At 55.6% G+C, this 23491-nt stretch carries 19 protein-coding genes; 18 read left to right on the top strand and 1 reads right to left on the bottom strand.

What is annotated here, in order from left to right; all coding sequences use genetic code 11:
• The first annotated feature begins 45 nt into the window (after nucleotides 1-45).
• The 17 genes from TH4_RS01035 (at nucleotide 46) to TH4_RS01115 (ending at nucleotide 21359) form a co-directional block, all read left to right on the top strand.
• On the top strand, nucleotides 46-1455 hold the full coding sequence (locus TH4_RS01035; RefSeq protein WP_064779594.1) for a UDP-N-acetylmuramoyl-tripeptide--D-alanyl-D-alanine ligase: 1410 nt from the start codon (nucleotides 46-48) through the stop codon (nucleotides 1453-1455).
• Between the two features lie 45 nt (nucleotides 1456-1500).
• Nucleotides 1501-2589, top strand: a complete 1089-nt coding sequence (mraY, locus tag TH4_RS01040) for a phospho-N-acetylmuramoyl-pentapeptide-transferase (protein ID WP_063088838.1) — start codon at nucleotides 1501-1503, stop codon at nucleotides 2587-2589.
• Between the two features lie 12 nt (nucleotides 2590-2601).
• Nucleotides 2602-4008 carry a UDP-N-acetylmuramoyl-L-alanine--D-glutamate ligase gene (gene murD / locus TH4_RS01045; RefSeq protein ID WP_064779595.1) on the top strand — a complete coding sequence of 469 codons (1407 nt, stop codon included), beginning with the start codon at nucleotides 2602-2604 and terminating at the stop codon, nucleotides 4006-4008.
• On the top strand, nucleotides 4005-5144 hold the full coding sequence (gene ftsW, locus TH4_RS01050) for a putative lipid II flippase FtsW (protein ID WP_008889595.1): 1140 nt from the start codon (nucleotides 4005-4007) through the stop codon (nucleotides 5142-5144). The genes murD and ftsW overlap by 4 nt, the downstream gene beginning before the upstream one ends.
• Before the next feature lie 154 nt (nucleotides 5145-5298).
• Nucleotides 5299-6498 (top strand): undecaprenyldiphospho-muramoylpentapeptide beta-N-acetylglucosaminyltransferase, encoded by a 1200-nt coding sequence (murG, locus tag TH4_RS01055; protein WP_064779596.1) that lies wholly within the window; start codon nucleotides 5299-5301, stop codon nucleotides 6496-6498.
• Nucleotides 6495-7904, top strand: a complete 1410-nt coding sequence (gene murC / locus TH4_RS01060; RefSeq protein WP_064779597.1) for a UDP-N-acetylmuramate--L-alanine ligase — start codon at nucleotides 6495-6497, stop codon at nucleotides 7902-7904. The genes murG and murC overlap by 4 nt, the downstream gene beginning before the upstream one ends.
• Before the next feature lie 7 nt (nucleotides 7905-7911).
• Nucleotides 7912-8856: a UDP-N-acetylmuramate dehydrogenase gene (gene murB / locus TH4_RS01065; protein ID WP_064779598.1), complete on the top strand. Its 945-nt coding sequence runs from the start codon at nucleotides 7912-7914 to the stop codon at nucleotides 8854-8856.
• Nucleotides 8853-9767: a D-alanine--D-alanine ligase gene (locus TH4_RS01070; RefSeq protein ID WP_064779599.1), complete on the top strand. Its 915-nt coding sequence runs from the start codon at nucleotides 8853-8855 to the stop codon at nucleotides 9765-9767. The genes murB and TH4_RS01070 overlap by 4 nt, the downstream gene beginning before the upstream one ends.
• Nucleotides 9755-10618 carry a cell division protein FtsQ/DivIB gene (locus TH4_RS01075; protein WP_083996921.1) on the top strand — a complete coding sequence of 288 codons (864 nt, stop codon included), beginning with the start codon at nucleotides 9755-9757 and terminating at the stop codon, nucleotides 10616-10618. Before TH4_RS01070 ends, TH4_RS01075 begins: the two co-directional genes overlap by 13 nt.
• Nucleotides 10619-10890: 272 nt before the next feature.
• Nucleotides 10891-12102: a cell division protein FtsA gene (ftsA, locus tag TH4_RS01080; RefSeq protein WP_231959745.1), complete on the top strand. Its 1212-nt coding sequence runs from the start codon at nucleotides 10891-10893 to the stop codon at nucleotides 12100-12102.
• A 189-nt stretch (nucleotides 12103-12291) separates the two neighbouring features.
• Nucleotides 12292-13947 (top strand): cell division protein FtsZ, encoded by a 1656-nt coding sequence (gene ftsZ, locus TH4_RS01085; RefSeq protein ID WP_064779601.1) that lies wholly within the window; start codon nucleotides 12292-12294, stop codon nucleotides 13945-13947.
• Nucleotides 13948-14282: 335 nt separating this feature from the next.
• Nucleotides 14283-15251 carry a UDP-3-O-acyl-N-acetylglucosamine deacetylase gene (gene lpxC / locus TH4_RS01090; protein WP_083996922.1) on the top strand — a complete coding sequence of 323 codons (969 nt, stop codon included), beginning with the start codon at nucleotides 14283-14285 and terminating at the stop codon, nucleotides 15249-15251.
• Between the two features lie 223 nt (nucleotides 15252-15474).
• Nucleotides 15475-16299 carry an outer membrane protein assembly factor BamD gene (locus TH4_RS01095; RefSeq protein WP_083996923.1) on the top strand — a complete coding sequence of 275 codons (825 nt, stop codon included), beginning with the start codon at nucleotides 15475-15477 and terminating at the stop codon, nucleotides 16297-16299.
• Nucleotides 16300-16559: 260 nt separating this feature from the next.
• Complete coding sequence (gene recN, locus TH4_RS01100) at nucleotides 16560-18230, top strand: DNA repair protein RecN (protein ID WP_064779603.1); 1671 nt, start codon at nucleotides 16560-16562, stop codon at nucleotides 18228-18230.
• Between the two features lie 49 nt (nucleotides 18231-18279).
• Nucleotides 18280-20379 (top strand): NAD-dependent DNA ligase LigA, encoded by a 2100-nt coding sequence (gene ligA, locus TH4_RS01105; protein WP_064779604.1) that lies wholly within the window; start codon nucleotides 18280-18282, stop codon nucleotides 20377-20379.
• A gap of 28 nt (nucleotides 20380-20407) precedes the next feature.
• Nucleotides 20408-20800 carry a hypothetical protein gene (locus TH4_RS01110; RefSeq protein WP_063088828.1) on the top strand — a complete coding sequence of 131 codons (393 nt, stop codon included), beginning with the start codon at nucleotides 20408-20410 and terminating at the stop codon, nucleotides 20798-20800.
• 7 nt (nucleotides 20801-20807) lie between these two features.
• Nucleotides 20808-21359 (top strand): thermonuclease family protein, encoded by a 552-nt coding sequence (locus TH4_RS01115; RefSeq protein WP_245227663.1) that lies wholly within the window; start codon nucleotides 20808-20810, stop codon nucleotides 21357-21359.
• A 12-nt stretch (nucleotides 21360-21371) separates the two neighbouring features.
• Here TH4_RS01115 and TH4_RS01120 read toward each other — a convergent pair whose 3' ends face one another.
• Entirely contained in the window at nucleotides 21372-22379 is a 1008-nt protein-coding gene (locus tag TH4_RS01120; RefSeq protein WP_064779606.1) for a DMT family transporter, read from the bottom strand.
• Between the two features lie 140 nt (nucleotides 22380-22519).
• Between TH4_RS01120 and TH4_RS01125 the strand changes: the two genes are divergently transcribed.
• Nucleotides 22520-23428, top strand: coding sequence for a LysR family transcriptional regulator (locus TH4_RS01125; RefSeq protein WP_008889580.1), 909 nt, complete (start codon nucleotides 22520-22522; stop codon nucleotides 23426-23428).
• The last annotated feature ends 63 nt before the right edge of the window (nucleotides 23429-23491 follow it).

Raw genomic sequence — 23491 nt, forward strand, 5'->3', positions numbered from 1 at the left:
ACGGCGCTTTGGCCGTGACGGCCTGACCGGAAAGAAAGTGACGTTATGACGAAGGCTGTTTTATGGACGGCAAAGGATGCCGAAACCGCAACCGGTGGCAAAACCACCGGAGACTGGACGGTAGCCGGCATTTCAATCGACAGCCGCAAAGTCAGCGAAGGCGATCTTTTCATCGCCCTTAAAGGCCCGAATTTCGACGGTCACAAATTCGCCCAGGCCGCCCTTGATGCCGGCGCACATGCCGTCATGGTCTCGGATGCCAAAGGCATCACCGATACCGACAAGGTTCTTCTGGTCGATGACACGATGGCAGCCCTTGAGCGCCTTGGCCTCGCCGGTCGCGCGCGTAGCAAAGCCAAAATCGTTGCCATCACCGGCAGTGTCGGCAAGACCGGCACCAAGGAAGCACTTAAATACGTGCTGTCCCAGCAGGGAAAAACCCATGCCAGCCCGGCCAGCTTCAACAACCATTGGGGTGTGCCGATCACCTTGGCAACCCTGCCCGCCGATGCCGACTTTGGTGTTTTTGAAATCGGCATGAACCATCCGGGCGAAATCAGCAAGCTTGTCAAAATGGTCAAGCCAAGTGTTGCCGTGATCACAACGGTGGTCGGCGCACATACCGAATTCTTCAAGGACGAAGCCGAAATTGCCATGGCCAAGGCCGAGATTTTCGATGGCCTTGATAAGGATGGCACGGTCATTCTGAACCGTGACAACATGCATTACTTCGCCCTTGCCCGCCGTGCCAAGGAACTTGGCCTTGGCAACATCAAATGCTTTGGCACCGATGCCATGGCGAACTATCGCCTGTTTGAAGCCAACATCGTCACCGATGGCAGTGCCGTTCGCGCACGTGTCGGTGGATGCGACCTTGAATATTTCATCGGCTGCCCCGGCGAACACTGGGTTCTGAATTCACTTGCGGTGCTGGGATGTGTTGACGCGATTGGCGCGGACCCTGTAAGTGCCGCTCAGGATCTGGCGGATGTTACGCCGCCTGCCGGTCGCGGTGAAACGCACACGGTCAAGCTGCCCTCCGGTGATGGTACCTTTACGCTGATTGATGATGCCTATAACGCCAACCCGACCTCGATGATGGCGGGGATCAAGGTCCTGTCACAGACCAAACCGGGTGACGGCGGACGCAAGATTGCTGTTTTGGGCGAGATGCGCGAACTCGGCGATATCGCACCCAAAATGCATGCCGATTTGCATCATCCGCTGACCGCACTTGAAATTGATCGGGTTTATTCGGTCGGGCCGATGATGGCTGAACTCTACAAAACCCTGCCTTCCGAACGAAATGCCGGCCATTTTGACACTGCCGAGGACGCAATTGAGCCGATTAAGGCCGATTTGCGCGATGGCGATGTGGTTTTGGTCAAAGGATCGCTTGGCATTTACGTTTCGAAAATTGTATCGGCCTTAAAATCCTGTGGCGTGGTGGAATAATCCACAACCGCAACAGGATAAGTCGCAAAAGGAACGACCAGAGCAATGCTCTATAATCTGCTTTATCAATTTGCTGATCAGATGCCGGTACTTAACCTGTTTCGGTATATCACCTTCCGTACGGGTGGTGCGATCATCACGTCGCTTGTGCTTGCCTTTGTGATCGGTCCGCACCTGATCAACTGGTTGCGTTCCAAACAAAGCGAAGGCCAGCCGATCCGCGAAGACGGCCCTGAAAGCCACCTTTTGACCAAAAAAGGCACGCCGACCATGGGCGGGCTTTTGTTGTTGCTGTCAACATCGATTGCCACCCTGCTGTGGGCCGATTTGACCAACCCTTATGTCTGGGCGGTTTTGCTGGTTACCATCGGCTATGGATTCCTTGGTTTCCTTGACGACTTCCTGAAAGTTTCCAAGCGCAACACCAAAGGCCTTCCGGGAAAGCTCAAACTTCTCGGGCAGTTTTCCATCGCAGCCCTTGCCGCCTGGTGGATTTCGTATAACACCGCCGATCCGCTTTCGACCGCACTTGCCTTCCCGTTCTTCAAGAATTTCCTTTTGGATCTGGGCTGGTTCTTTGTCCCGTTTGCCATGTTTGTCATGGTTGGCGCTTCAAACTCGGTGAACCTGACCGATGGTCTTGATGGTCTGGCGATTGTCCCAGTGATGATTGCGGCCGCCAGCTTTGCGCTGATTACCTATCTGATCGGTAACGTTCAGTTCGCCGAATACCTGCAGGTCCATTACGTTGCCGGTTCTGGTGAGTTGACCATTTTCCTTGGCGCACTGGTCGGTGCTGGCCTTGGTTTCCTTTGGTACAACGCGCCGCCAGCGATGGTGTTCATGGGTGATACCGGATCCCTCGCCCTTGGTGGCGCATTGGGTGCGGTTTCGGTTGTCACGAAACATGAACTGGTTCTGGCGATCATCGGTGGTCTGTTTGTTCTGGAAACCCTGTCGGTGATCATTCAGGTCGGATCCTACAAACTGACCGGCAAGCGGGTATTCCGCATGGCGCCGCTTCATCACCATTTCGAGAAAAAGGGCTGGCAGGAACCGACCATCGTGATCCGGTTCTGGATCATTGCCGTGATCCTTGCCCTGGTTGGACTTGCAACCCTGAAACTTCGTTAAGGACATACTGAATTGATTGATCTTTCACACCTGCGCGGCAAAACCATCGCGGTTCTGGGTCTTGGGAAATCCGGACTTGCCAGTGTGAAGGCATTGATCAATGCAGGCGCCGTGGTCTGGGCGTGGGATGACAACGCATCGTCGCGTGAACAGCTTGAACCGCTTGGTCTTGCCCCGATCAATCTGGCGGAATGTGACTGGACAGAACCCGACATGCTGGTGATCAGCCCGGGTATTCCGTCCACCTTCCCGACCCCGCATCCGGCGGCTGAAAAGGCACGCCGTGCGAGCAAACCGATCATTTGCGACGTCGAACTGCTGTGTGTGGCGCAGCCTGATGTCCCGACGCTGGCGATCACCGGCACCAACGGCAAATCAACCACCACAGCGCTGACCGCCCACATCATCGGGCAGGCCGGGATCAAGACGCAGGCGGGCGGCAACCTTGGCAATGCAGCCCTTGGGCTTTCCCCCTCCACCGCTGATGATTGTTTGGTGCTTGAGCTATCATCCTATCAGCTTGAGCTGCTTGAACATGCGGCCTTTGATGCCTGTGCGCTTTTGAACATCACACCAGATCATCTGGATCGCCATGGTGGACTGGACGGCTATATCGGCGCCAAGCACCTGATCTTTGCCCGTGCAAAAGGCCCGAAATGGGCGATCATTTCCATTGATGACGAGCCATGCGCGAAAATGGCGGTTGAACTGGCCCGTGAAGGCGGTCGTCACATCATCGAGGTTTCTGTCAAACAACCGGTCGATCACGGCATCTATGTTGATGCGGATGGCTGGCTGATTGATGACATGACCGGCGAGCAAACCCGTATTCTGGACCTTGCGACCGTCACCCATATGCCCGGACGCCATAACTGGCAAAACATTGCCTTTGCCTATGGTCTGTGCCGTGCGCGCGGTGTGGATGCCACCCGGATCATTGACGGGATCATGTCCTTCCCGGGTCTGGCCCATCGACAGGAATTGCTCGGCACCATTGACGGTGTTGTGTTTGTCAATGACAGCAAGGCCACCAATGCCGAGGCATCAGCAAAGGCGCTTTCGGCTTATAAAAACATTTACTGGATTGCCGGTGGCAAACCCAAGGAAGGCGGGATTGAGGGATTACAAGAATTCTATCCCCACATCAAGAAGGCCTATCTGATTGGTGCTGCGACCAACGAATTTGCCGAAACCCTTGGCGCTGATCTGCCATGGGAGAAATGCGAAACCCTTGATGTCGCAACCAAAAAGGCCTTTACCGATGCCAAGGCAAGTGGCGATGAAAAACCGGTGGTGATGCTCACCCCGGCCTGTGCATCGTTTGATCAGTTCAAAAGCTTTGAGGCGCGCGGCGATGCCTTCCGCGATCTGTACAATGCATTGGCGGGTGGTGAATTGACCAGGAAGGCAAACGCATGAAGTCCCTGTTTGGTCATAACACGAATATCGCCTTTTCGCGTGCCGATACCTCGGTTCTGGGGATCTGGTGGTGGACGGTCGATCGATGGTTGCTGGCGGCCATCATCCTTCTGATGGGGATTGGCGCGCTTCTGGTGATGTCGGCAAGTCCGCCGGTTGCTGATCGCATCAATGTTGACAGTTTCCACTTCGTCACCCGCCAGTTTGTTTTCCTTGGCATGGCGACAGTCTGCATGTTTGCCATTTCGCTGTTGCCGGTGAAATGGGTGCGGCGTTTAGCGTCCTTCATGTTTCTGGGTGTGCTCTTTTTGCTGATCATCACCCCGTTCATCGGATCAGACATCAAGGGTGCAGTACGCTGGATCAACGTTGCCGGGATTAACCTGCAACCGTCCGAATTCCTCAAACCGGCCTTTGCAGTTGTCATTGCCTGGATGTTTGCCGAAGGACGTTTGAACCCGAACTTCCCGGGATACATCGTTTCCAGCCTGATGTTGGCGGTGTGCATCTTCCTTCTGATGATCCAGCCGGACTTTGGTCAGACTGTTGTTATTACCTCGATCTGGTCGGTGCAGATCTTCCTGGCCGGACTTCCGATCATTCTGGTGTTTTGCTTGGGGCTTGGCGCCGTTGGACTGGCCGTCACGGCCTATCTGATCCTGCCGCACGTTCAGTCGCGTGTGGATCGCTTCCTTGATCCGGCATCTGGTGACAGCTATCAGATCGAACGATCAATGGAAGCCTTCATGAGCGGCGGCATCATGGGCCGTGGCCCGGGTGAAGGCTGGGTGAAGAACTCCATCCCGGATGCCCATTCCGACTTCATCTTTGCTGTTGCGGGCGAGGAATTCGGCCTTCTGTTCTGCGTGTTGGTTGTCGGTGTCTTTACCTTTATCATCATGCGCGGTCTCTCGCGCCTGATGGGGGAACGCAACCTTTTCGTGGTTCTGGCCGTCACAGGCATTCTGGTTCAGTTCGGATTGCAGGCCGTGATCAACATGGCATCGACCCTGCAGCTGGTCCCGCCAAAGGGCATGACGTTGCCGTTCGTATCCTACGGTGGGTCGGCCACGATCGGGATTGCGATTGGCATGGGCTTTGTTCTGGCGTTGACACGAAAACGGCCCGGCGAATAATCGTCATCACCCGTTTAAAACTTTCTGCATCAAAACGACAAAATCAGGTGTTATTCCACGCCCGGTTTGAAGGGATATTAACCTTTGTCGGGTTCTGATGGGGGTAACTGTCGGGGACCCTCCCCGCACTGCCGTCGTTTTAGATGTGGACAAGATGACTGACTTCGCTAACCCAGAACTTACTGCCGTCGAAACACCGCTCGCAGGTCAGGTGATCGCCGTAACATCCGGTGGCACTGGCGGGCATATGTTTCCGGCTGTTGCCTTGTCCAAATCGCTGGTGCGTCGTGGTGCAAAGGTCCTGTTTTTCACCGACGCCCGTGCCGCACGCTATACCGAGGGCGTTGAGGGCGTCGAAACCGTCATCCTGCCGGCCGGCGGCATTGCCGGCAAAGGCATCAAGGGCCGCCTGATCGGTGCCGCCCGGCTTGGTCTTGGCACACTTAAGGCGCGCAAACGGATCAAAAATACCAAACCCGCCGCCGTCATCGGCTTTGGTGGTTATGCCTCTATCCCGGCGACCATGTCGGCAAAGTGGCTTGGCATCCCCTATGCCATTCATGAACAAAACGCGGTGTTGGGTCGCGCCAACCGTCTGGTTGCCAGCAACGCACAGCGCATCGCGACATCCTTTGCCAAGGTCACGATGATCGCACCAAGTGACGAGGCCAAAGTGATCTGGACGGGCAATCCTGTCCGTGCCGAAGTCGCCGCCCTTGCCGCAACCGAGTACGAGGCCCCGACCAGCGACGGTCCAATCCGCCTTCTGATCACCGGCGGATCACAAGGCGCACGCATCCTGTCCGAAGTTCTGCCAACCGCGCTGGTAAACCTGCCGGAAGCCATCCGCAAACGCCTGATCGTCACCCAGCAGGCGCGCGAAGAAGATATCGATACAGTACGCAAGACCTATGACGGATCGCAGATTGACGTGACGCTGGCATCCTTCATCAATGACATCCCCGAACGCCTGCGTGATTGCCATCTGGTGATTGCCCGTTCAGGGGCGTCAACCGTGGCGGAACTGACGGCGGCTGGACGTCCGGGTTTTCTGGTCCCCCTGCCCCATGCCATTGATGATCATCAGCGTTACAATGCCCAGCAGATCGAAGACGCCGGTGGTGCATGGCTGATGCCACAAGAACGTTTTAGCAGCGAGGCCGTCACTGATCGCCTGGCAAAAATTTTAACCAATCCCGCGGCGCTTACCCGTGCGGCAAAAGCCGCCAAAAGCAGCGGGCGTGCCAACGCCGCGGAGCGATTGGCTGACATGGTGCTTGATATGCTGGGCCTGAACCCGGCCGGAAGCCCGGATAACAAAAATATGACGCAAGACCGAGGAGACTCTCAATGAACACCCTGCCGCTCAACATCGGCACCATCCACTTTGTCGGTATTGGTGGCATCGGCATGTCCGGTATTGCCGAAATCCTCAATAACCTTGGCTACTCCGTTCAGGGGTCGGACATTTCAGACAATGCCAATGTGCAGCGCCTGCGCGCCCTTGGCATCAAGGTCTTTGTCGGCCACAAGGAAGAAAACGTCGAAGACGCCAAGGTTGTTGTGATTTCAACTGCTGTCAAACCAACCAACCCTGAAGTTGTTGCCGCGCGCGCCGCAATGATCCCGGTCGTGCGTCGTGCTGAAATGCTGGCCGAATTGATGCGCCTTAAGGCGGCCATTGCGATTGGCGGCACGCACGGCAAAACCACGACAACGTCGCTGGTTGCAACAATGCTGGATGCGGCCGGTCTTGATCCGACTGTGATCAATGGCGGGATCATTAATTCATACGGCACCAACGCACGTTTGGGCGAAAGTGACTGGATGGTGGTCGAAGCCGATGAATCTGATGGTACCTTTGTCAAAGTACCGTCGACGATTTCAGTCGTGACCAACATTGACCCGGAACATCTGGATCACTGGAAAGATTTCGATCAACTGCGCGAAGCCTTCAAGAACTTCGTTCAGAACATCCCGTTCTATGGCTTTGCCGTTCTGTGCATCGACCATCCCGAGGTTCAGGCTCTTATCGGGCGCGTCACGGATCGTCGCATTTTCACGTTCGGCTTTTCACCGCAGGCCGATGTCCGTGCTGTTAATGTCCGCACCAATATCGGCGACACGGTCTTTGATGTCGTGATCCGCGAACGCGTCGATAGCGAAGAACGCGTGATCAAGGACGTCCGTTTGCCGATGGTGGGGGATCATAACGTTTCCAACTCGCTGGCGGCGATTACGGTCGCGCTTGAACTTGGCATCCCGGATGAGAAAATCGTCTCCGCCTTTGATGGCTTTACGGGCGTTAAACGCCGATTCACCAAAACCGGTGAAGTCGATGGTGTCACCATTATCGACGATTACGGTCACCACCCTGTGGAAATCAAGGCGGTACTGAAGGCCGCCCGTCAGGCAACCCAGAACAACGTGATTGCTGTGGTTCAGCCGCACCGTTATTCGCGCCTGCATGACCTGTTTGAAGATTTCTGCACCTGCTTTAACGATGCTGACAGCGTGATCGTCGCCGACGTTTACGAAGCCGGTGAAACCCCGATTGAAGGCGCATCGCGTGATGCTCTAGTAGAAGGCCTGCGCAACCGTGGCCATCGCCATGTCAGCGCACTTGAAGGGCCGGAAAAACTGGCCGAAGTCATCAAAGCCGAAGCAAAGCCGGGCGATCTTGTCGTTTGCCTTGGCGCTGGTTCCATCAGCGCATGGGCAAATGCCCTGCCCGCCCAACTTGAAGCGATCAAGAACTGAGGCAGACATGAGCACGCCGAAACACCATACGCCGCTGATCGACCGCCTGCCCAAGGTGCGTGGCAAGCTGCGTGAAGGCGCACAACTTGCCAAAGTCACCTGGTTTCAGGTTGGCGGCCCGGCAGACGTGATGTTTCGCCCAGAAGACGAAGCCGACCTTGCTGCCTTCCTGAAAGGAAAACCGGCAGATATGCCAGTAACCGTGATCGGGGTTGGCTCTAACCTGTTGGTGCGCGATGGCGGTATTCGTGGCGTTGTCATCCGCCTTGGCCGCCCGTTTACCAATGTGGTGGTTGAAGATGGCGCGGTTCACGCCGGTGCCGGTGCGCTTGATCTTAATGTTGCACAAACTGCACAGATGAACGGCATTGCCGGTCTGGAATTTCTGTCTGGCATTCCCGGCACGATCGGCGGGGCGTTACGCATGAATGCCGGGGCCTATGGCACCGAAATCAAGGATGTCCTTGTATCGGCAACCGCAATTGACGGCAGCGGTAATATCCATACCGTCACCCCCGATGAAATGAACATGACCTATCGGCATTGTGGCGTTCCAGAGGACTGGATTTTCACGTCTGCAATCTTGCGCGCATCGTCTGGTGATCCTGAAGACATCGCCAAACGCATGGATGAAATCCAGAAGTCGCGGGCAGAATCGCAACCGATCAAATCGCGTACCGGTGGCTCAACCTTTGCCAATCCGGTCCCAAAACGCGCATGGGAAGTCATTGATGCGGCCGGGTGTCGCGGACTTAAAATCGGCGGTGCGCAAATGTCCGAGCAGCACTGCAATTTCATGATCAATACGGGCAACGCCACAGCCCTTGATCTTGAACAGCTTGGCGATGAAGTCCGCAGACGTGTCAAAGAACATAGCGGCGTTGAGCTGCGCTGGGAAATTCGGCGCATCGGTGAGCGCCTTGGCCACTCGATCATAGGAAAAGACGCATGAGCAAACATGTCGCTGTCATTCTGGGCGGTTGGTCAGCAGAACGGGAAGTTTCCCTGTCCTCAGGGCACGAATGCGCCAAAGCGCTGCGTGAAAAAGGTTATCAGGTTACCGAGATCGATGCGACGCGTGACCTTGCAAGCCAACTTGTGGCGATTGATCCCAAACCCGATGTGATCTTTAACGCCCTGCATGGCCGCTGGGGTGAAGACGGCGCGGTTCAGGGCCTGCTTGAAATCATGAACATCCCCTATACCCATTCCGGTGTTCGGGCATCGGCAATCGCCATGGACAAGATGTCCGCCAAGGCAATGTTTGCCGAATATGAAATTCCCTGCGCCCACCATGTCTGGGTCACGCGCGAAGACATCGCATCGGGCAAGGCATTGCCACCGCCCTATGTTTTGAAACCCAATAACGAGGGATCCTCGGTCGGGGTTGAAATCATCCTGACGGCCGAGGAAGAACAAAATATGCTGGCCCGTGATTGGGTCCATGGTGAAGGCGTCATGCAGGAAGAATTCATTCCCGGGCGCGAAATGACCGTAGCCGTCAAGGATGGCGAGGCGATGGAAGTCATCGAAATCCTGACCGGCAATCACGCCTTTTATGACTTTGAATCCAAGTATGCCCAGGGCGGCTCCGAACATATCGTTCCTGCCGACATCGAAGGTGATTTGCGCGATCGACTGCAACGTCACGCCGAAGAAGCTTATAAGGCGCTTGGCTGCCGGGGTGTAGCACGGGCTGATTTCCGCTATGACCCAGAAAACGACCGTTTGGTGATCCTTGAGATTAACACCCAACCGGGGATGACGCCGACATCACTGGTACCGGATGCCGCACGCCATGACGGCATGAGCTTTGCCGATATCGTTGCATGGATGGTGGAGGATGCATCGTGCGAACGCTAGAAGAACAGGCCCGCGAACGGCGCGAGAAGCTTGATAAACAACATAGCGTTGGCACCAACGTCAAAAAGATCGCGCGGGTCATGTGGTGGACCGGTTTTATTGGTGCCATCGTGATTGTTCCGACTGCCCTTGTATATACCGGCAAGGCCGATAAATGGATGAGCATCGCGACGCAGGAAAGTGTTCGGCTTTCTGCCGCGTTTGGCATGACGGTCCAGAATATCGAAGTTTCTGGTCGGGAAAAAACCGATCCGAATGCCCTTTTGGCGGCCATCGGACAGAAACCAGGCACGCCGATCATTACATTTGATGTCGACGCCGCCCGCGAACGGATCGAAGAGCTTTCGTGGATCCGAAGTGCGACCGTCGAACGCCAGTTGCCCGACACCCTCATCGTTTCGGTTGTTGAGCGCAAACCACTGGCGATCTGGCAAACCGAGGGCCGCGACCATGTGTTGATCGATGGCGATGGCGAGCAACTTCAGAATTACGAACTTGGTGATTACCTTGATCTGCCGGTTCTTGTCGGTGACGATGCACCGAAAAGTGCGGCGGAGATGCTGACCACCCTGCAATCTATCCCGCACCTTTATGAACAAATCACCGGTGCCCAGCGCATCGGGCATCGTCGCTGGAACATCCAGTTGGCCAACGGCATGTTCATTCGCCTGCCCGAAGAAAACATGGAAAAGGCGTGGCAGCGCCTTGAAGTCCTTGATCGCGAACACAGTATCCTTGATCGCGATGTTCTGATTGTTGATTTGCGCCTGCCCGACCGGACATTTGTCCGCCTGACACCCGGTGCCGCGGAACAAAGGCGCAATCCACCAAAGAAGGAGGGCGCGGTCTGAACTGACCGCCCCGAAACCCTCCCCATCCTGCGCCCCGTTTCAGACGCATAAAGCACTGACTTGCGCAATATCATGATTGTTTTTCCACCTTCTTTGCGTAGTTTCGCATGAAGATGCGTTATGCGACGGTCTGCCTTAACCAAATTGCAACCGCTTTTGGTCGAAAACAGGCTTAATAAGGTACGGTCAAAAAAAGTCCGACCACATAACCCATAAAAATTCAGAGCATTCAATTGGCACGCGGCAAAACCAGATCAGGATTGATTGCGGCTTTGGACATTGGAACGTCCAAGGTCTGCTGCTTTATTGCACGACGTGAAAAGGACCAACCGCCGAAAATCATCGGCATTGGTCACAACATGTCCAAGGGCCTGCAAAGTGGATCAATTTCCAATCTTGATGCTGCACAGGAAGTCGTGCTTGCCGCGGTCAACGCCGCCGAAAAAATGGCGGGTCAGACCATCGACTCAGTCATTGTCAATCTGTCTGGCGGTCGACCGGAATCCGAAACCCACACGGTCGAGCTTCCACTTGGCTCCCGTCCGATTGGCAATCTTGAGATCCGCAAACTCAATGACCAGAAGGAAGCCCTTCTGCGTCAGGCCGGCGATGAGTTGATCCATACTGTCCCGTTGGGGTTCCGCCTTGACGGTGCGAACACGATGAATGATCCGCGCGGCATGTATGGATCGACCCTTGGTCTTGATCTGCATTTTGTCCGAACGCAAACCGCACCGCTGCGCAATCTTGGCACCCTTCTGGCACGTTGCCACCTTGCGATTGAGGAAACAGTCGTCACCCCGCTGGCATCGGGTCTTTCGGCCCTGACAGCCGATCAGCGCGATCTGGGCGCGACCGTGATTGATATGGGCGCAGGCACCACAAGCGTGGCGGTCTTTAATGCCGGTCAGGTGGTCTACACCACCTCGATCCCGGTCGGTGGCGCGCATGTCACGCGCGATATCGCCTATGGGCTCAATACATCGCTTAATCATGCCGAACGCATGAAAACCCTGCATGGCAGTGCTCTGACCTCGCCGTCCGATGATCAGGAAATCCTTGCGGTTCCGACCATTGGCGATGAGGACGAAAACAATTTCAACCATGTGCCGCGCTCGATGCTGATCAACATCATCAAGCCGCGTCTTGAAGAAACGTTCGAATTGATCCGCGATCAGCTGGAAGAACACGGCTTGTCGCAAATCGGTGGACGCAGCATCGTTCTGACCGGTGGTGCCAGCCAATTGAACGCGATTGCCGATCTGGCCAGTCAGATGTTTGAACGTCCGGCCACGATTGCCCTGCCGCACGGTGTTTCGGGCCTTGCCGAAGCCACCGCCGGACCAGCCTTTTCGGCCTGTTCGGGGCTCTTGTTGCGCGCTGTTGCCCAACAGAACGATCCGCTGAGCGAAGCCATGGCGCAAATCCGTCAATCGGGTGGGCGTTGGGGCCGTTTGGGTGCCTGGTTCAAAGAGAACTTCTAGTTCGCACGCCCAAACGCACTTTTTTATCCATTTTCCCGAAAACTTTTAGGCGCATTAAGAAGGCAATAACTCTTTGCCAGCTAAAACGGACTCGGAGGTCTTTGTGCCCGAAGCATTTCTGGCACGCACAGGCAAAGGGAAGGCCTGTGTGATCTTTAAGCTCTAAAGCGCGGAGAGGAAGAGCAAACAATGAGTACAATCAGTTTTTCCGTTCCTGAAACGGAAGAAAACCTAAAACCAAAGATCACCGTTATCGGTGTCGGTGGTGCCGGCGGCAACGCCGTTAACAACATGATCGCATCCGAACTTGAAGGATGTGACTTTGTTGTTGCCAACACCGATTCTCAGGCCCTGACCCAGGCAAAAGCAACACGCAAGATGCAGCTTGGTCGCAAGATTACCCAGGGGCTGGGTGCAGGCGCACGTCCGGATGCGGGTAGTGCCGCCGCCGAAGAATCCATTGAAGAAATTCAGGCGCAGCTTGAAGGCAGCCACATGGTATTCATCACCGCCGGTATGGGCGGTGGTACAGGTACCGGTGCAGCCCCGGTCATTGCACGTGCGGCCAAAGAAGCCGGCATTCTGACCGTTGGTGTTGTTACCAAGCCGTTCCATTTCGAAGGCACGCGCCGCATGCGCACCGCCGAACAGGGTATCGAACAGCTTCAACAGTATGTCGACACCCTGATTATCATTCCGAACCAGAACCTGTTCCGGGTCGCGAATGAAAAAACAACCTTCGCAGATGCCTTCCAGATGGCAGATGACGTTCTGCGCAACGGCGTGCGTTCGATTACCGACCTTATGATGGTCCCGGGTCTTGTGAACCTTGACTTTGCCGATATCCGCACTGTCATGAGCGAGATGGGCAAAGCCATGATGGGCACCGGCGAAGCATCGGGTGAAAAACGTGCACTTGAGGCTGCCGAAGCCGCAATAGCCAATCCGCTTCTTGAAGATGCATCCATGAAAGGTGCCCGTGCGGTCCTGATCAACATCACCGGCGGCATGGATATGGCGCTGTATGAAGTTGACGAAGCCGCCAACCGCATCCGCGAGGAAGTTGCATCCGAAGCCAACATCATCTTCGGTTCGACCTTCGACCCGACCATCGAAGGTGCGCTTCGCGTTTCTGTTGTTGCAACCGGTATAGACGCCGAAGAAGTTCGCCGTCCGCAGCCGACCACTGTTTCTGTTGCACAGCCTGTTTCCCAGAAACCGGCAGAACAGCCTGCCGCGGCACCGTCCTTCGCACAACATGGCGCAGGCAACGCAGCAGCCGCTGCTGCCCACAACACGGGTGCTGGTGACTATGCGGGTGGTGCGTCGGTTGATCACATTCCTGCTGATCGCTTTGCTGCAACCGGTAGCGCACAGCAGCCGGAAATCAGCCATCAGGCCGAAGCACAGGAAACCGGGTCGATTGAAATGGGCCAGACGGTCCTGAAACCGAAACCCGTTCTGCGTGCAGACAAGCCGGTCCAGAAACCCACCAGCAACGGCGACATGGCTTTCATTCCGCCACGTGCTGTAACGCCAAGCGAAGCTGAGCACGCTCAGCACAGCCCGGACGTATTCGAAGCAGCCGATGCCCAGAATGCAACCTCGCCGCGTTCGGTTCTGAGCAGCCTGTTTGGCAAAAACAAGACCGCCAAGGAACCGCACAACTATGCGGAGCCGAAAGTCTCGCAGCCGCAGGCACCTGCACCACGCCAGACCGAGATGCCACTTGGCGAGGACAGCGAACATGTCATGAAGAAGGAGCCTGCTTCCCGGGGCAAGACGCAAGGCGCGTCTGACGACCTTCTTGAAATTCCGGCCTTCCTTCGTCGTCAGGCCAACTGACGACGATCTCCGCGCGAAGATGGGGAAGGCTTAATGCCTTCCCCTTTTTTTTGGACGCACCAGCTTGGATGACGCTGCAAGTCGGTAATTGTGACCAAAGTCCGTAAGCCAAACGGTTACAACCGGCGCAAAATGCCCAGCAAAAATGCATTTTATCCATTAACTTCAAAGTACTACGAAGTTTACAAAGCGTAACAAAGAGTGATTTGAGTGATTGTTCGATCAACAGTAGTGTTCCAAACTAACAAAGCAGGGGCCATCTAATTTGAAGGTGGCTTTGAACATGCTTTGACGTTGATTGATGACAAACTGACTGACCTGATTTGGGGGTTCCCGTGAACAATATTGCCGATCTTGGTTCTGCTATCACGCAGACTGGCTTTTCCGGCGACGGTTATGTGCTCCAGCGCACGCTCAAAGCCTCTATCGGCTGTGCCGGTGTTGGTTTGCATTCCGGTCAGAAGATCCGCATTACCCTTCACCCTGCCCCTGCCGATCATGGCATTGTATTCCGCCGCACGGACCTGGATGACCAGCCGCTGTTTCCGGCACGTTACGATGGCGTGATCGATACCCGTCTTTGCACCTGCCTTGGTGATGCAGCCCGGGGCATCAAGATCGGGACCATCGAACATCTGATGGCTGCTCTTGCCGGTACGCGCATCGATAACGTCCTTATCGATATTGATGCCGACGAAGTTCCGGTCATGGATGGCAGCTCCGCCCCGTTTAACTTCCTGATTGATTGCGTTGGCATCGAAGAACTTGATGCCCCGCGTCAGGTCATCGAAGTCCTGAAACCGGTTGAAGTCGAATATAACGGCTGCACCGCACGGGTTGAACCGGCCAACGGGTTCGAGATCGATTTCGAGATTGATTTTGCCAGCAAGGCCATTGCCAACCAGCGCATGTCCGTAAAGTTCGATGACGGTGTGTTTGTTGCCGACATCGCACGTGCGCGCACCTTTGGCTTCCTGCATGAAGTTGAAGCCATGCGTTCTGCCGGTCTTGCCCGTGGTGGTTCGCTTGATAACGCGGTTGTTCTTTCCGGTGACGAAGTCATGAACGAGGAAGGCCTGCGTTACGAAGACGAATTCGTCCGCCACAAGATCCTTGATGCACTTGGCGATCTTTATACCGCCGGCAACCAGTTGCAAGGCAAGGTCACCGCGTACAAATCCGGTCACCATGTCAACAATCTGCTGCTGCAGGCGTTGCTGGCCGACGAGGACGCCTATCGTGTTGTTCCGCTGACCAAGGCGGCCTTGCGCGGCGTTTCTGAACCGATGCTTGCCACCGCCTGAAATCAGGTGTCACTGGCATCCAAATTATGAAAATGGCGGCCCACGTGGTCGCCTTTTTTGTTTTCGGTGTTGGTTTTCAGTCTTCTGATCCCTGTCACAGCATTTAACATGGAATAAAAGTCGGCATTTGACGACACAACTACTTGCCCAAGCACGCCCTTCGCATGATATAGTCCGGCGGATTTTACGGTGAGTGCGTCAAAAATTTCGAGGATACGTCACAGTGCTAAGTACCGTTCGCGCCAAACACGTCATTGCAACTCTCGGCCTGTCGCTGATGCTTGCGGCATGTTCAAGCAATGATGCGCCGGAATATGTCGAACGTCCGGTTTCCGAACTGTATAACGGCGCGCAGGATCTGCTTGACGCCAAGGAATACCAACAGGCTGCCGAGGCATTTGACGAAGTCGAACGTCAGCACCCCTATTCGGTCTGGGCGACCAAGGCGACCCTGATGTCGGCTTATGCCTATTATCAGGACAACAAATACGATGACGCGATCAACGCACTGGATCGCTTTATCTCGTTGCATCCGGCCAACCCGGATGTGCCATATGCCTATTACCTCAAGGCGCTGTCCTATTACGAACAGATTTCCGACGTCGGCCGCGATCAGCAGATGACCCAGCACGCGATGGATGCGCTTGACGACGTTATCCGCCGCTTCCCTGACAGCAAATATGCCCGCGATGCCAAGCTGAAAAAGGACCTGACGGTCGATCACCTTGCGGGCAAGGAAATGGATGTCGGGCGCTATTATCAGGACCGCAGCGAATATCTGGCGGCAATCAACCGTTTCAAAGCGGTGATCGAGAATTATCAGACCACCACCCACGTGCCAGAGGCCCTTGCACGCCTTACCGAATGCTATCTCGCGCTTGGTCTTGAAGGTGAAGCCAAACGGACCGCGGCCGTGCTTGGCCACAACTTCCCGGGCAGTGAATATTACAGCGAGTCTTATAGTCTCATGCTTGGTGAAGACGCACCGGAGCGCGAAGACAGCAGTTGGTGGGATGACACGACCAACGCCATCTCCAGCCTGTTCTGATTTCGATTAAGCAAACCCTCGCAAGACCAAGGGTTTGCTTGACAATCCGCCTTGCGATAATATAGAACAAAAAAAGAACAACTTGCGGTTAACGTCTGATATCACTGCATTTTGATCAAACGCCCTTCGGACGACAGGATTGAATGTCGTTTCGCCTTCGCAAGGCTTGCAAGGTAGGGCGGGATTGGGCACTCTGCACATTCACAAACAAGTTTGGCTGTACCTGTCTGCTGCTCCGTTAACAACATCAGTACCCAGCAATGCTTCGACGCCTCAGCATTCGGAATGTAGTCCTTATCGACAAACTGGATCTCGATTTTCACGACGGGCTTAGCGTGCTCACTGGTGAAACGGGTGCCGGTAAATCGATCCTGCTTGATTCCCTTGGCCTCGCCCTGGGTGCGCGCGCCGATAGCGGCCTTGTCCGCCATGGCTGCGACAAGTGCAGTGTCACCGCAACCTTCAATCTGCCGCAGGGCCACCCGGTTTTCGGACTGCTGTCAGATCAGGATATTGATCTTGAGGGCGAAGACCTTGTCGTGCGCCGTGTTGTCACGTCAGATGGCCGGTCTCGCGCCTATGTGAATGATCAGTCCGTCTCGGTCGGGCTGCTGCGCGATGTTGGCGATTACTGCGTCGAAATTCAGGGCCAGTTTGATCAGCACGGCCTTCTTGATCCCACCACGCATCGCGCAACGCTTGATGCCCACGGCAATCTTGGTACCCTTGCCATGACCGTGCGTGATCACTGGCGCGCCTGGCGTGAAACCCAAAAGGAACTCAATGCTGCCCGCGCCCGAATTGACAAAGCGCGTGAGGAAGAAGAATGGCTGCGCCACGCCGTCGATGAGCTTGAAAAGCTTGCCCCCGAAGAAGGCGAAGAAGAACGCCTTGCCGAGGAACGCCAGTTCTTGATGCATGGTGAAAAGCTGGTTGCCGCCCTGAATGATGCCGGCACGGAACTTTCGCGTGGCAAGGGTGCCGAAAGTGCCCTTCGCAGTGCACAGCGGTGCCTTGAGCGTGAACTTGAAAAGGCCGATGGCCGGTTTGAACCGATTATCGAGGCCCTTGATCGTGCCGCGATCGAGCTTGAAGAAGCCAACCGGGCGATCTCGGCCACCTTGGCCGATCTTAATCTTGATACCGGTCATCAGGAAAATGTCGAGGAACGCCTGTTTGCCCTGCGCGCAGCCGCCCGAAAATACAATGTTCCGGTCGATGGGCTGAATGCGCTGATGAAGGATTTCCGGTCCCAAATCGATCAGCTTGAATTCGGCGAGAAGGAACTGAGCCGCCTGACCGCCGCCGTAAGCGAATATCGCAAAGCCTATATCGAAGCCGGCGAGAAGCTTCATGCCGCGCGCAAGGAAGCCGCCGCCAAACTTGATGGCGCGATCAATGCCGAATTGCCGCCGCTTCGCATGGAAAAGGCGCGCTTTGTTACCGACATTGCCGAACTTGAAGAATCTGAATGGGGTCAGGACGGCATTGACCGGGTGCAGTTCACGGTTGCCACCAACCCCGGCAGTCCCCCGGGGGCGCTCAACAAGATCGCATCGGGGGGCGAGCTTTCGCGCTTCCTTCTGGCACTCAAGGTCGTTCTGGCGCGTGTTTCTGCCGTGCCAAGCCTGGTCTTTGACGAGGTCGACAGTGGTGTCGGCGGCGCGACGGCAGCGGCCATTGGTCAGCGCCTGCATCTTCTGGCTCAGGAACGCCAGATCCTTGTCATTACCCATAGCCCACAGGTCGCCGCCCGTGGTCGCACGCATTTCTATATTGCCAAGCGCGAGGCAGAAGGCACCATGGTGACCCGCGTCGATGCCCTTGTCGATGGTGCGCGGCGCGAAGAAATCGCCCGTATGCTGGCCGGTCATTCCGTGACGGCCGAGGCGCGTGCCGCTGCCGACAGCCTGCTTGAACAACCCAATTGATCCCGGCGCCAACACGTCGGCCCAACCTTGAATACGGAACAAAAAGAATATGAGCGCCGAACACGCGTCAAACATGTCCGAACTTCCCGAATTGCCCTCTTCGAGCACGGAGGCGCGCAAACAGCATGCCGAAATTTCGGAACGTATCCGGTCTTATAACGAGGCCTATCACGTTAATGACGACCCGCTGGTTTCGGATGCGACATATGATGCGCTGTTCAATCGCCTGATCGAACTTGAATCCCACTATCCGACGCTTAAGAAAAACAGCCCGACACAGGAAGTCGGTGCCGCTCCGGCCGACGGCTTTGCCAAGGTCAAGCATGCCCGCCCGATGCTGTCACTTGGCAATGCGTTTTCGCGCGAAGACATTGTTGATTTTCTTGCCCGCATTCGTCGCTTCCTGAACCTGACGGCACACAGCCCGGTCGAAGTGGTGGGCGAACCCAAGATCGATGGTCTTTCGCTTTCGCTGCGTTACGAAAACCGCGAACTGGTCACTGCCGCCACCCGTGGGGATGGATCGGAGGGCGAAGACGTTACCGCCAATGTCGCCCATATTGACGACATCCCCAAGACGCTTCCCGATGATGCGCCCGATGTGGTCGAAATCCGGGGCGAGGTTTATATGGCGCGCTCTGCATTTCAGAAACTGAACGCGACACAGGCCGAAACCGGCGGCAAAACCTTTGCCAATCCGCGCAACGCAGCGGCAGGATCGCTTCGCCAGCTTGATCCGTCGATCAGCGCCAAACGCCCGCTTCGTTTCTTTGCCTATAGCTTTGGCGAACTGTCCGAAAGCCTGGCCCAGACGCAGTGGAATTTCCTGCAAAAGGTTGAAGGATGGGGCTTTGTCACCAATCCGCTGACCCGGTTGCTTCATAATGCCGATGACATCATGGCGTTCTATGACGAACTGGCAACCCAGCGCCCGGACCTTGATTACGACATTGATGGTATTGTTTATAAGGTCAATGACTTCGAACTGCAGCTGCGCCTCGGCTTCGTCAGCCGGTCACCGCGCTGGGCGATTGCGCACAAATTCCCGGCCGAAAAGGCCCGCACCCGCGTCAATGCCATCGAAGTACAGGTTGGTCGCACCGGCGCACTGACCCCGGTTGCACGATTGGAGCCGGTCACCGTCGGCGGTGTGGTGGTATCCAACGCCACCCTGCATAACCGTGACGAGATCGAACGTCTTGGCGTTCGGGTTGGCGACATGGTGGTCATTCAGCGTGCCGGCGATGTCATCCCGCAGGTGGTTGAAGTCATCCTTGATGAGCGCCCGGAAGAGACCAGCGAATATCAGTTCCCTGACACTTGCCCAAAATGCGGCAGCCACGCCATGCGCGAAGAAGGCGAAGCCGTCACCCGGTGCACTGGCGGGCTGATCTGCCCGGCGCAGGCGGTTGAACGCCTTAAGCACTTCGTATCGCGCACGGCCTTTGATATCGATGGCCTGGGCGCAAAGAATGTCGAGGCGTTCTTTGAACTGGGTTGGCTGAAGTCGCCTGGCGATATTTTCCGCCTTGAAAGCGATCATGGCGATGCCATCCGCAAGCTTGAAGGTTGGGGCGAGAAATCCGCAACCAAGCTGTTTGACGGCATCAATGAACGGCGCACCATCGGGCTCGACAAGTTTATCTATGCACTTGGCATTCGCCAGATCGGTCAGGCAACCGCAAAGCTTCTGGCACGCCATTATGGATCGCTTGCCGAATGGCGTAGCGCCATGGTTGCCGCCAATGAAGCCGACAGCGAAGCCCTTCGCGAACTGATCAACATTGATCAGATCGGCCCAGGTGTCGCCAAGGACCTGATCGAATTCATGGCCGAAGATCACAACCGAGAGGTTCTGGATGATCTGCAAGGACTTTTGAACATCACCGATGTCGAAGCCCCGCAAGTCAGCGACAATCCGGTCAATGGCAAAACCGTTGTCTTTACTGGCAAGTTGGAGCTGTTTTCACGCAACGAGGCCAAAGTCAAAGCCGAAAGTCTTGGTGCAAAGGTCGCCGGATCCGTATCGGCAAAAACCGACTATCTGGTTGCAGGACCGGGTGCGGGCTCCAAATTAAAGAAAGCAGAAGAATTAGGTGTTACAGTGCTTGATGAACAGGGATGGCTTGATCTGATTGCCACGGAATAAAAATGATCTAATCGGGGAGTGTGTGCTGATGGAAGACCTTGGAAGTTTTTTTCGCCGTTATGTCGATGCCCATCTGAAGCTTGAAGAAAACGCACTTGATGATTTCTTCCACTTCCCGTGCCTGATCAATGATCTGTCCGGCGTGCAGGCCATTGGCAGTTCAGACGATCTGCACAAATACCATCACTCATTCTTTGATGAACTGAAAAATGCTGATCTTGCCATGGCAAAATCCATGGTGATTGAACAACACTCCGCCCTTCCCGGTGGGGCGCGTGCAATTGTTTCGTTCCGCTTTGGCAATTCGGAAAACAACCTGATCTTTGATTGCGACTATGCCTTCGCGCTGCTCAAGCAGGATGAAAAGTGGAAAGTCATCTTTGCCCAGCTTGATGAAATCAGATACAGCGACCTGTATTGAGGCCCGCATGGTGCCCGCCATCCCCCACCGCCTGATCACACTTGGTTTCACCCTGATGCTGGGATGCTTTCCAGTGGCATCACAGGCCGATCCGGACTTTGATACCCTGTCGGGCCCGGCACGTGCGGTTGATGCTGATACGCTTGAGTTCGGCTTCAAACGTGTTGATCTGTGGGGGGCGGATGCCATGAACCGTTTTCAGGAGTGTCTGATTAACGGTCAAAGCACGGCCTGCGGGGCAGAGGCATGGCAGGTGACCACCAACCTTCTGGTCGCAACACCGATCACCTGCGAAGTGCGTGGGAAAAACCGGTATCATCGCAACATGGCCGTTTGCCGAAATGCCAACGGGGTTGATATCGGACAAAGCCTGATTGTTCGGGGCATGGCGGTTGCCCGCCCCGATCAGATGCCGGAATACGAAACCTATGAAAATCAGGCACGACAGGCACGCACCGGCGTCTGGGCAGGGGAATTCATTGATCCGCTGAAATGGCGGCGCGGTGAACGTTTACCCGAACATGAAATTGAAGTTCGCCGCTGGCAACGCGACGAATAACATCAAACCCAATCAGCGTTGCGACGTCCCGCCCGATGCGAATGGCCGTGCCAGCAACCGTCCCAACCCCGCCAGCGTAAAGCTGTTTTTAAGTGACGCCACACCGAGTGTGACCACAACAAACCCAACCAATTGCGGCACTGTGAGCACCTCACCCAGGAACAGCCAGGCGGCAAAGAATGTCATGGCTGGCCCGGAAAGCGATATCAGCGATGCCTGAGTCGCACCGACCCTTCGAATGCCCTCGTACAGCAGGAAGAATGGAATAACGGTGCAAAAGATCGAAATGCCTGCCGTCCACATGATGCCGGCTACATTCAGGTTCAGCGGGTTTTGCACGATCATTTGGTAAATCACCATGCAAATACCGGCCATGGTGTTGATCAGGGCTGCAAAATGCATCGACCCGATGACGGTAATCATCCGCTGTCCGAAATAGAGATAAATCGCATAGGTCACAGCAGAACCGAACGCCCAAGCCGCCCCGTACCAGAGCGCCTGTGACACTTCGCCAAACCCGCCCGGTGCCAGTACCAAAACAAGTCCGACATAGGTTATGACAAAGCAGACAATCTGGCGAAATGGCGGAAAGCGCCGTTTATGGAGCGCCTCAAGGATCATCACAACAGCCGGGAACGTAAACAACACGATCCTTGAAACGGTGACTTCAATCAACGAAACGGCGGTAAAATCAAACAAGGCAGCAAGGAAAAACAGCCCGCCATAAAGCCCACCCCATGCAAGATCGACCGGCTTCATCTTGCGGTCGCCCGGCCGGTTCTTGCCAAACAAAACCACACCAAGCCAAAAGAGCGGCATCGCAATCAGAAACCGCAACAGCAACAAGCCATCCACTGTCATGCCCGTGGCATAAACAAATTTTGCCAGAAGGCCTTTCATGGCCAAGGCCGCTGTCGCAAGCAACACAATGGTGAGTGCGGAACCCGCAGGCGAAACGACAGGCGTAACAACCTGTTGCCCGGGCTCCGAAGGTGACGGTGGTGACGGTGGTGGCGTCATGGGTTTCTCCGATCCTCTATCGGTTGCCATAGTTACCCGTGAACTGCCATTATTCAATTCGAATTAATTGCTATCAGATATCAGCTTTGGCTATATCTAAAAGGCACATGGATGCGCAAAGCTGCTCAGGATCACGCCCGATGGATATCAAACAACTTCGAAGCTTTGTTCATATTGCCGAACTCGGAAGCCTGTCGCGCGCTGCAGAGCGGCTTAATTTGTCGCAACCCGCACTTAGTCGGCAGCTTAACCTTCTCGAAGAGGCCCTTGATACCAAACTGCTGGAACGCACCGGGCGTGGCGTCAAATTGACCGAGGCGGGCCAGATGCTTGCCGAACGGGCCCGCGTGATCCTGACCGATCTTGCCCGTCTTGAAGCCGATCTTTCGGCCCGCAGCAGTCAGGTGACAGGCCATGTGCATGTCGGCGTTCCGCCCAGCGCCGGGATCGTGATTACCGGGGCGCTGATTGAAACTCTGCGCGATCGGTATCCTGACCTTAACATCACCGTTGCCGAAGACCTGACCGGCGATGTGCAGGAAGGACTACTTTCGGGGCGGCTTGATATTGGTATCCTTCATGATGGCATGATTTCACGCAGCCTGCATGCCGAACAGCTATGGCGCGAAGATCTGTTTCTGATTTCCCACCCATCGCAGGTCGGCGAGCAGGAAACCGAAATCGCCTATGAAGATGTTTTGTCCCTGCCACTCATCATGCCGACCAACAAGCACGGGCTGCGCGCCATGATGCAGGAAGCGGCCTTTCGCGCCGGACGGCCGTTGACCCCGGTGGTCGAGGCCGATGCCCTTCGCGTTTTGGTCGATCTGGTGACGCGCAATGTCGGGCATACCGTCCTGCCACGCAGTTCACTGGTTCAGGAACTTTCGACCGGGCGCCTCAAGGCACGGCGCATCACCAACCCGGAACTGTCGCGCAAGGTAATGCTGTCCTGGTTACAGGATCGCCCGCTGAGTGCCGGGGGCAAGGCGGTTGTCGATACATTGCGTGATCTTGCTGGCACCGTTCCGATGGCCAACCAAAAATAAGTCAGCACTGGCTCTGATAAACAAAACCCCGACCGAAAGATGCTTCGGCCGGGGTTTTTATCA

It is taken from the genome of Thalassospira tepidiphila MCCC 1A03514 (genome assembly GCF_001662875.1).
Taxonomy (GTDB): Bacteria; Pseudomonadota; Alphaproteobacteria; order Rhodospirillales; family Thalassospiraceae; genus Thalassospira; species Thalassospira tepidiphila.

Excerpts from the sequence above, each read along its gene's own strand:
- recN (WP_064779603.1), top strand. The coding sequence starts at position 16,560 with ATGCTTCGACGCCTCAGCATTCGGAATGTAGTCCTTATCGACAAACTG.
- TH4_RS01120 (WP_064779606.1), bottom strand. The coding sequence starts at position 22,379 with ATGACGCCACCACCGTCACCACCGTCACCTTCGGAGCCCGGGCAACAG.
- TH4_RS01115 (WP_245227663.1), top strand. The coding sequence starts at position 20,808 with ATGGTGCCCGCCATCCCCCACCGCCTGATCACACTTGGTTTCACCCTG.
- mraY (WP_063088838.1), top strand. The coding sequence starts at position 1,501 with ATGCTCTATAATCTGCTTTATCAATTTGCTGATCAGATGCCGGTACTT.
- murC (WP_064779597.1), top strand. The coding sequence starts at position 6,495 with ATGAACACCCTGCCGCTCAACATCGGCACCATCCACTTTGTCGGTATT.
- TH4_RS01110 (WP_063088828.1), top strand. The coding sequence starts at position 20,408 with ATGGAAGACCTTGGAAGTTTTTTTCGCCGTTATGTCGATGCCCATCTG.
- ligA (WP_064779604.1), top strand. The coding sequence starts at position 18,280 with ATGAGCGCCGAACACGCGTCAAACATGTCCGAACTTCCCGAATTGCCC.
- TH4_RS01125 (WP_008889580.1), top strand. The coding sequence starts at position 22,520 with ATGGATATCAAACAACTTCGAAGCTTTGTTCATATTGCCGAACTCGGA.
- murB (WP_064779598.1), top strand. The coding sequence starts at position 7,912 with ATGAGCACGCCGAAACACCATACGCCGCTGATCGACCGCCTGCCCAAG.
- TH4_RS01070 (WP_064779599.1), top strand. The coding sequence starts at position 8,853 with ATGAGCAAACATGTCGCTGTCATTCTGGGCGGTTGGTCAGCAGAACGG.
- murG (WP_064779596.1), top strand. The coding sequence starts at position 5,299 with ATGACTGACTTCGCTAACCCAGAACTTACTGCCGTCGAAACACCGCTC.
- TH4_RS01035 (WP_064779594.1), top strand. The coding sequence starts at position 46 with ATGACGAAGGCTGTTTTATGGACGGCAAAGGATGCCGAAACCGCAACC.
- ftsZ (WP_064779601.1), top strand. The coding sequence starts at position 12,292 with ATGAGTACAATCAGTTTTTCCGTTCCTGAAACGGAAGAAAACCTAAAA.
- ftsW (WP_008889595.1), top strand. The coding sequence starts at position 4,005 with ATGAAGTCCCTGTTTGGTCATAACACGAATATCGCCTTTTCGCGTGCC.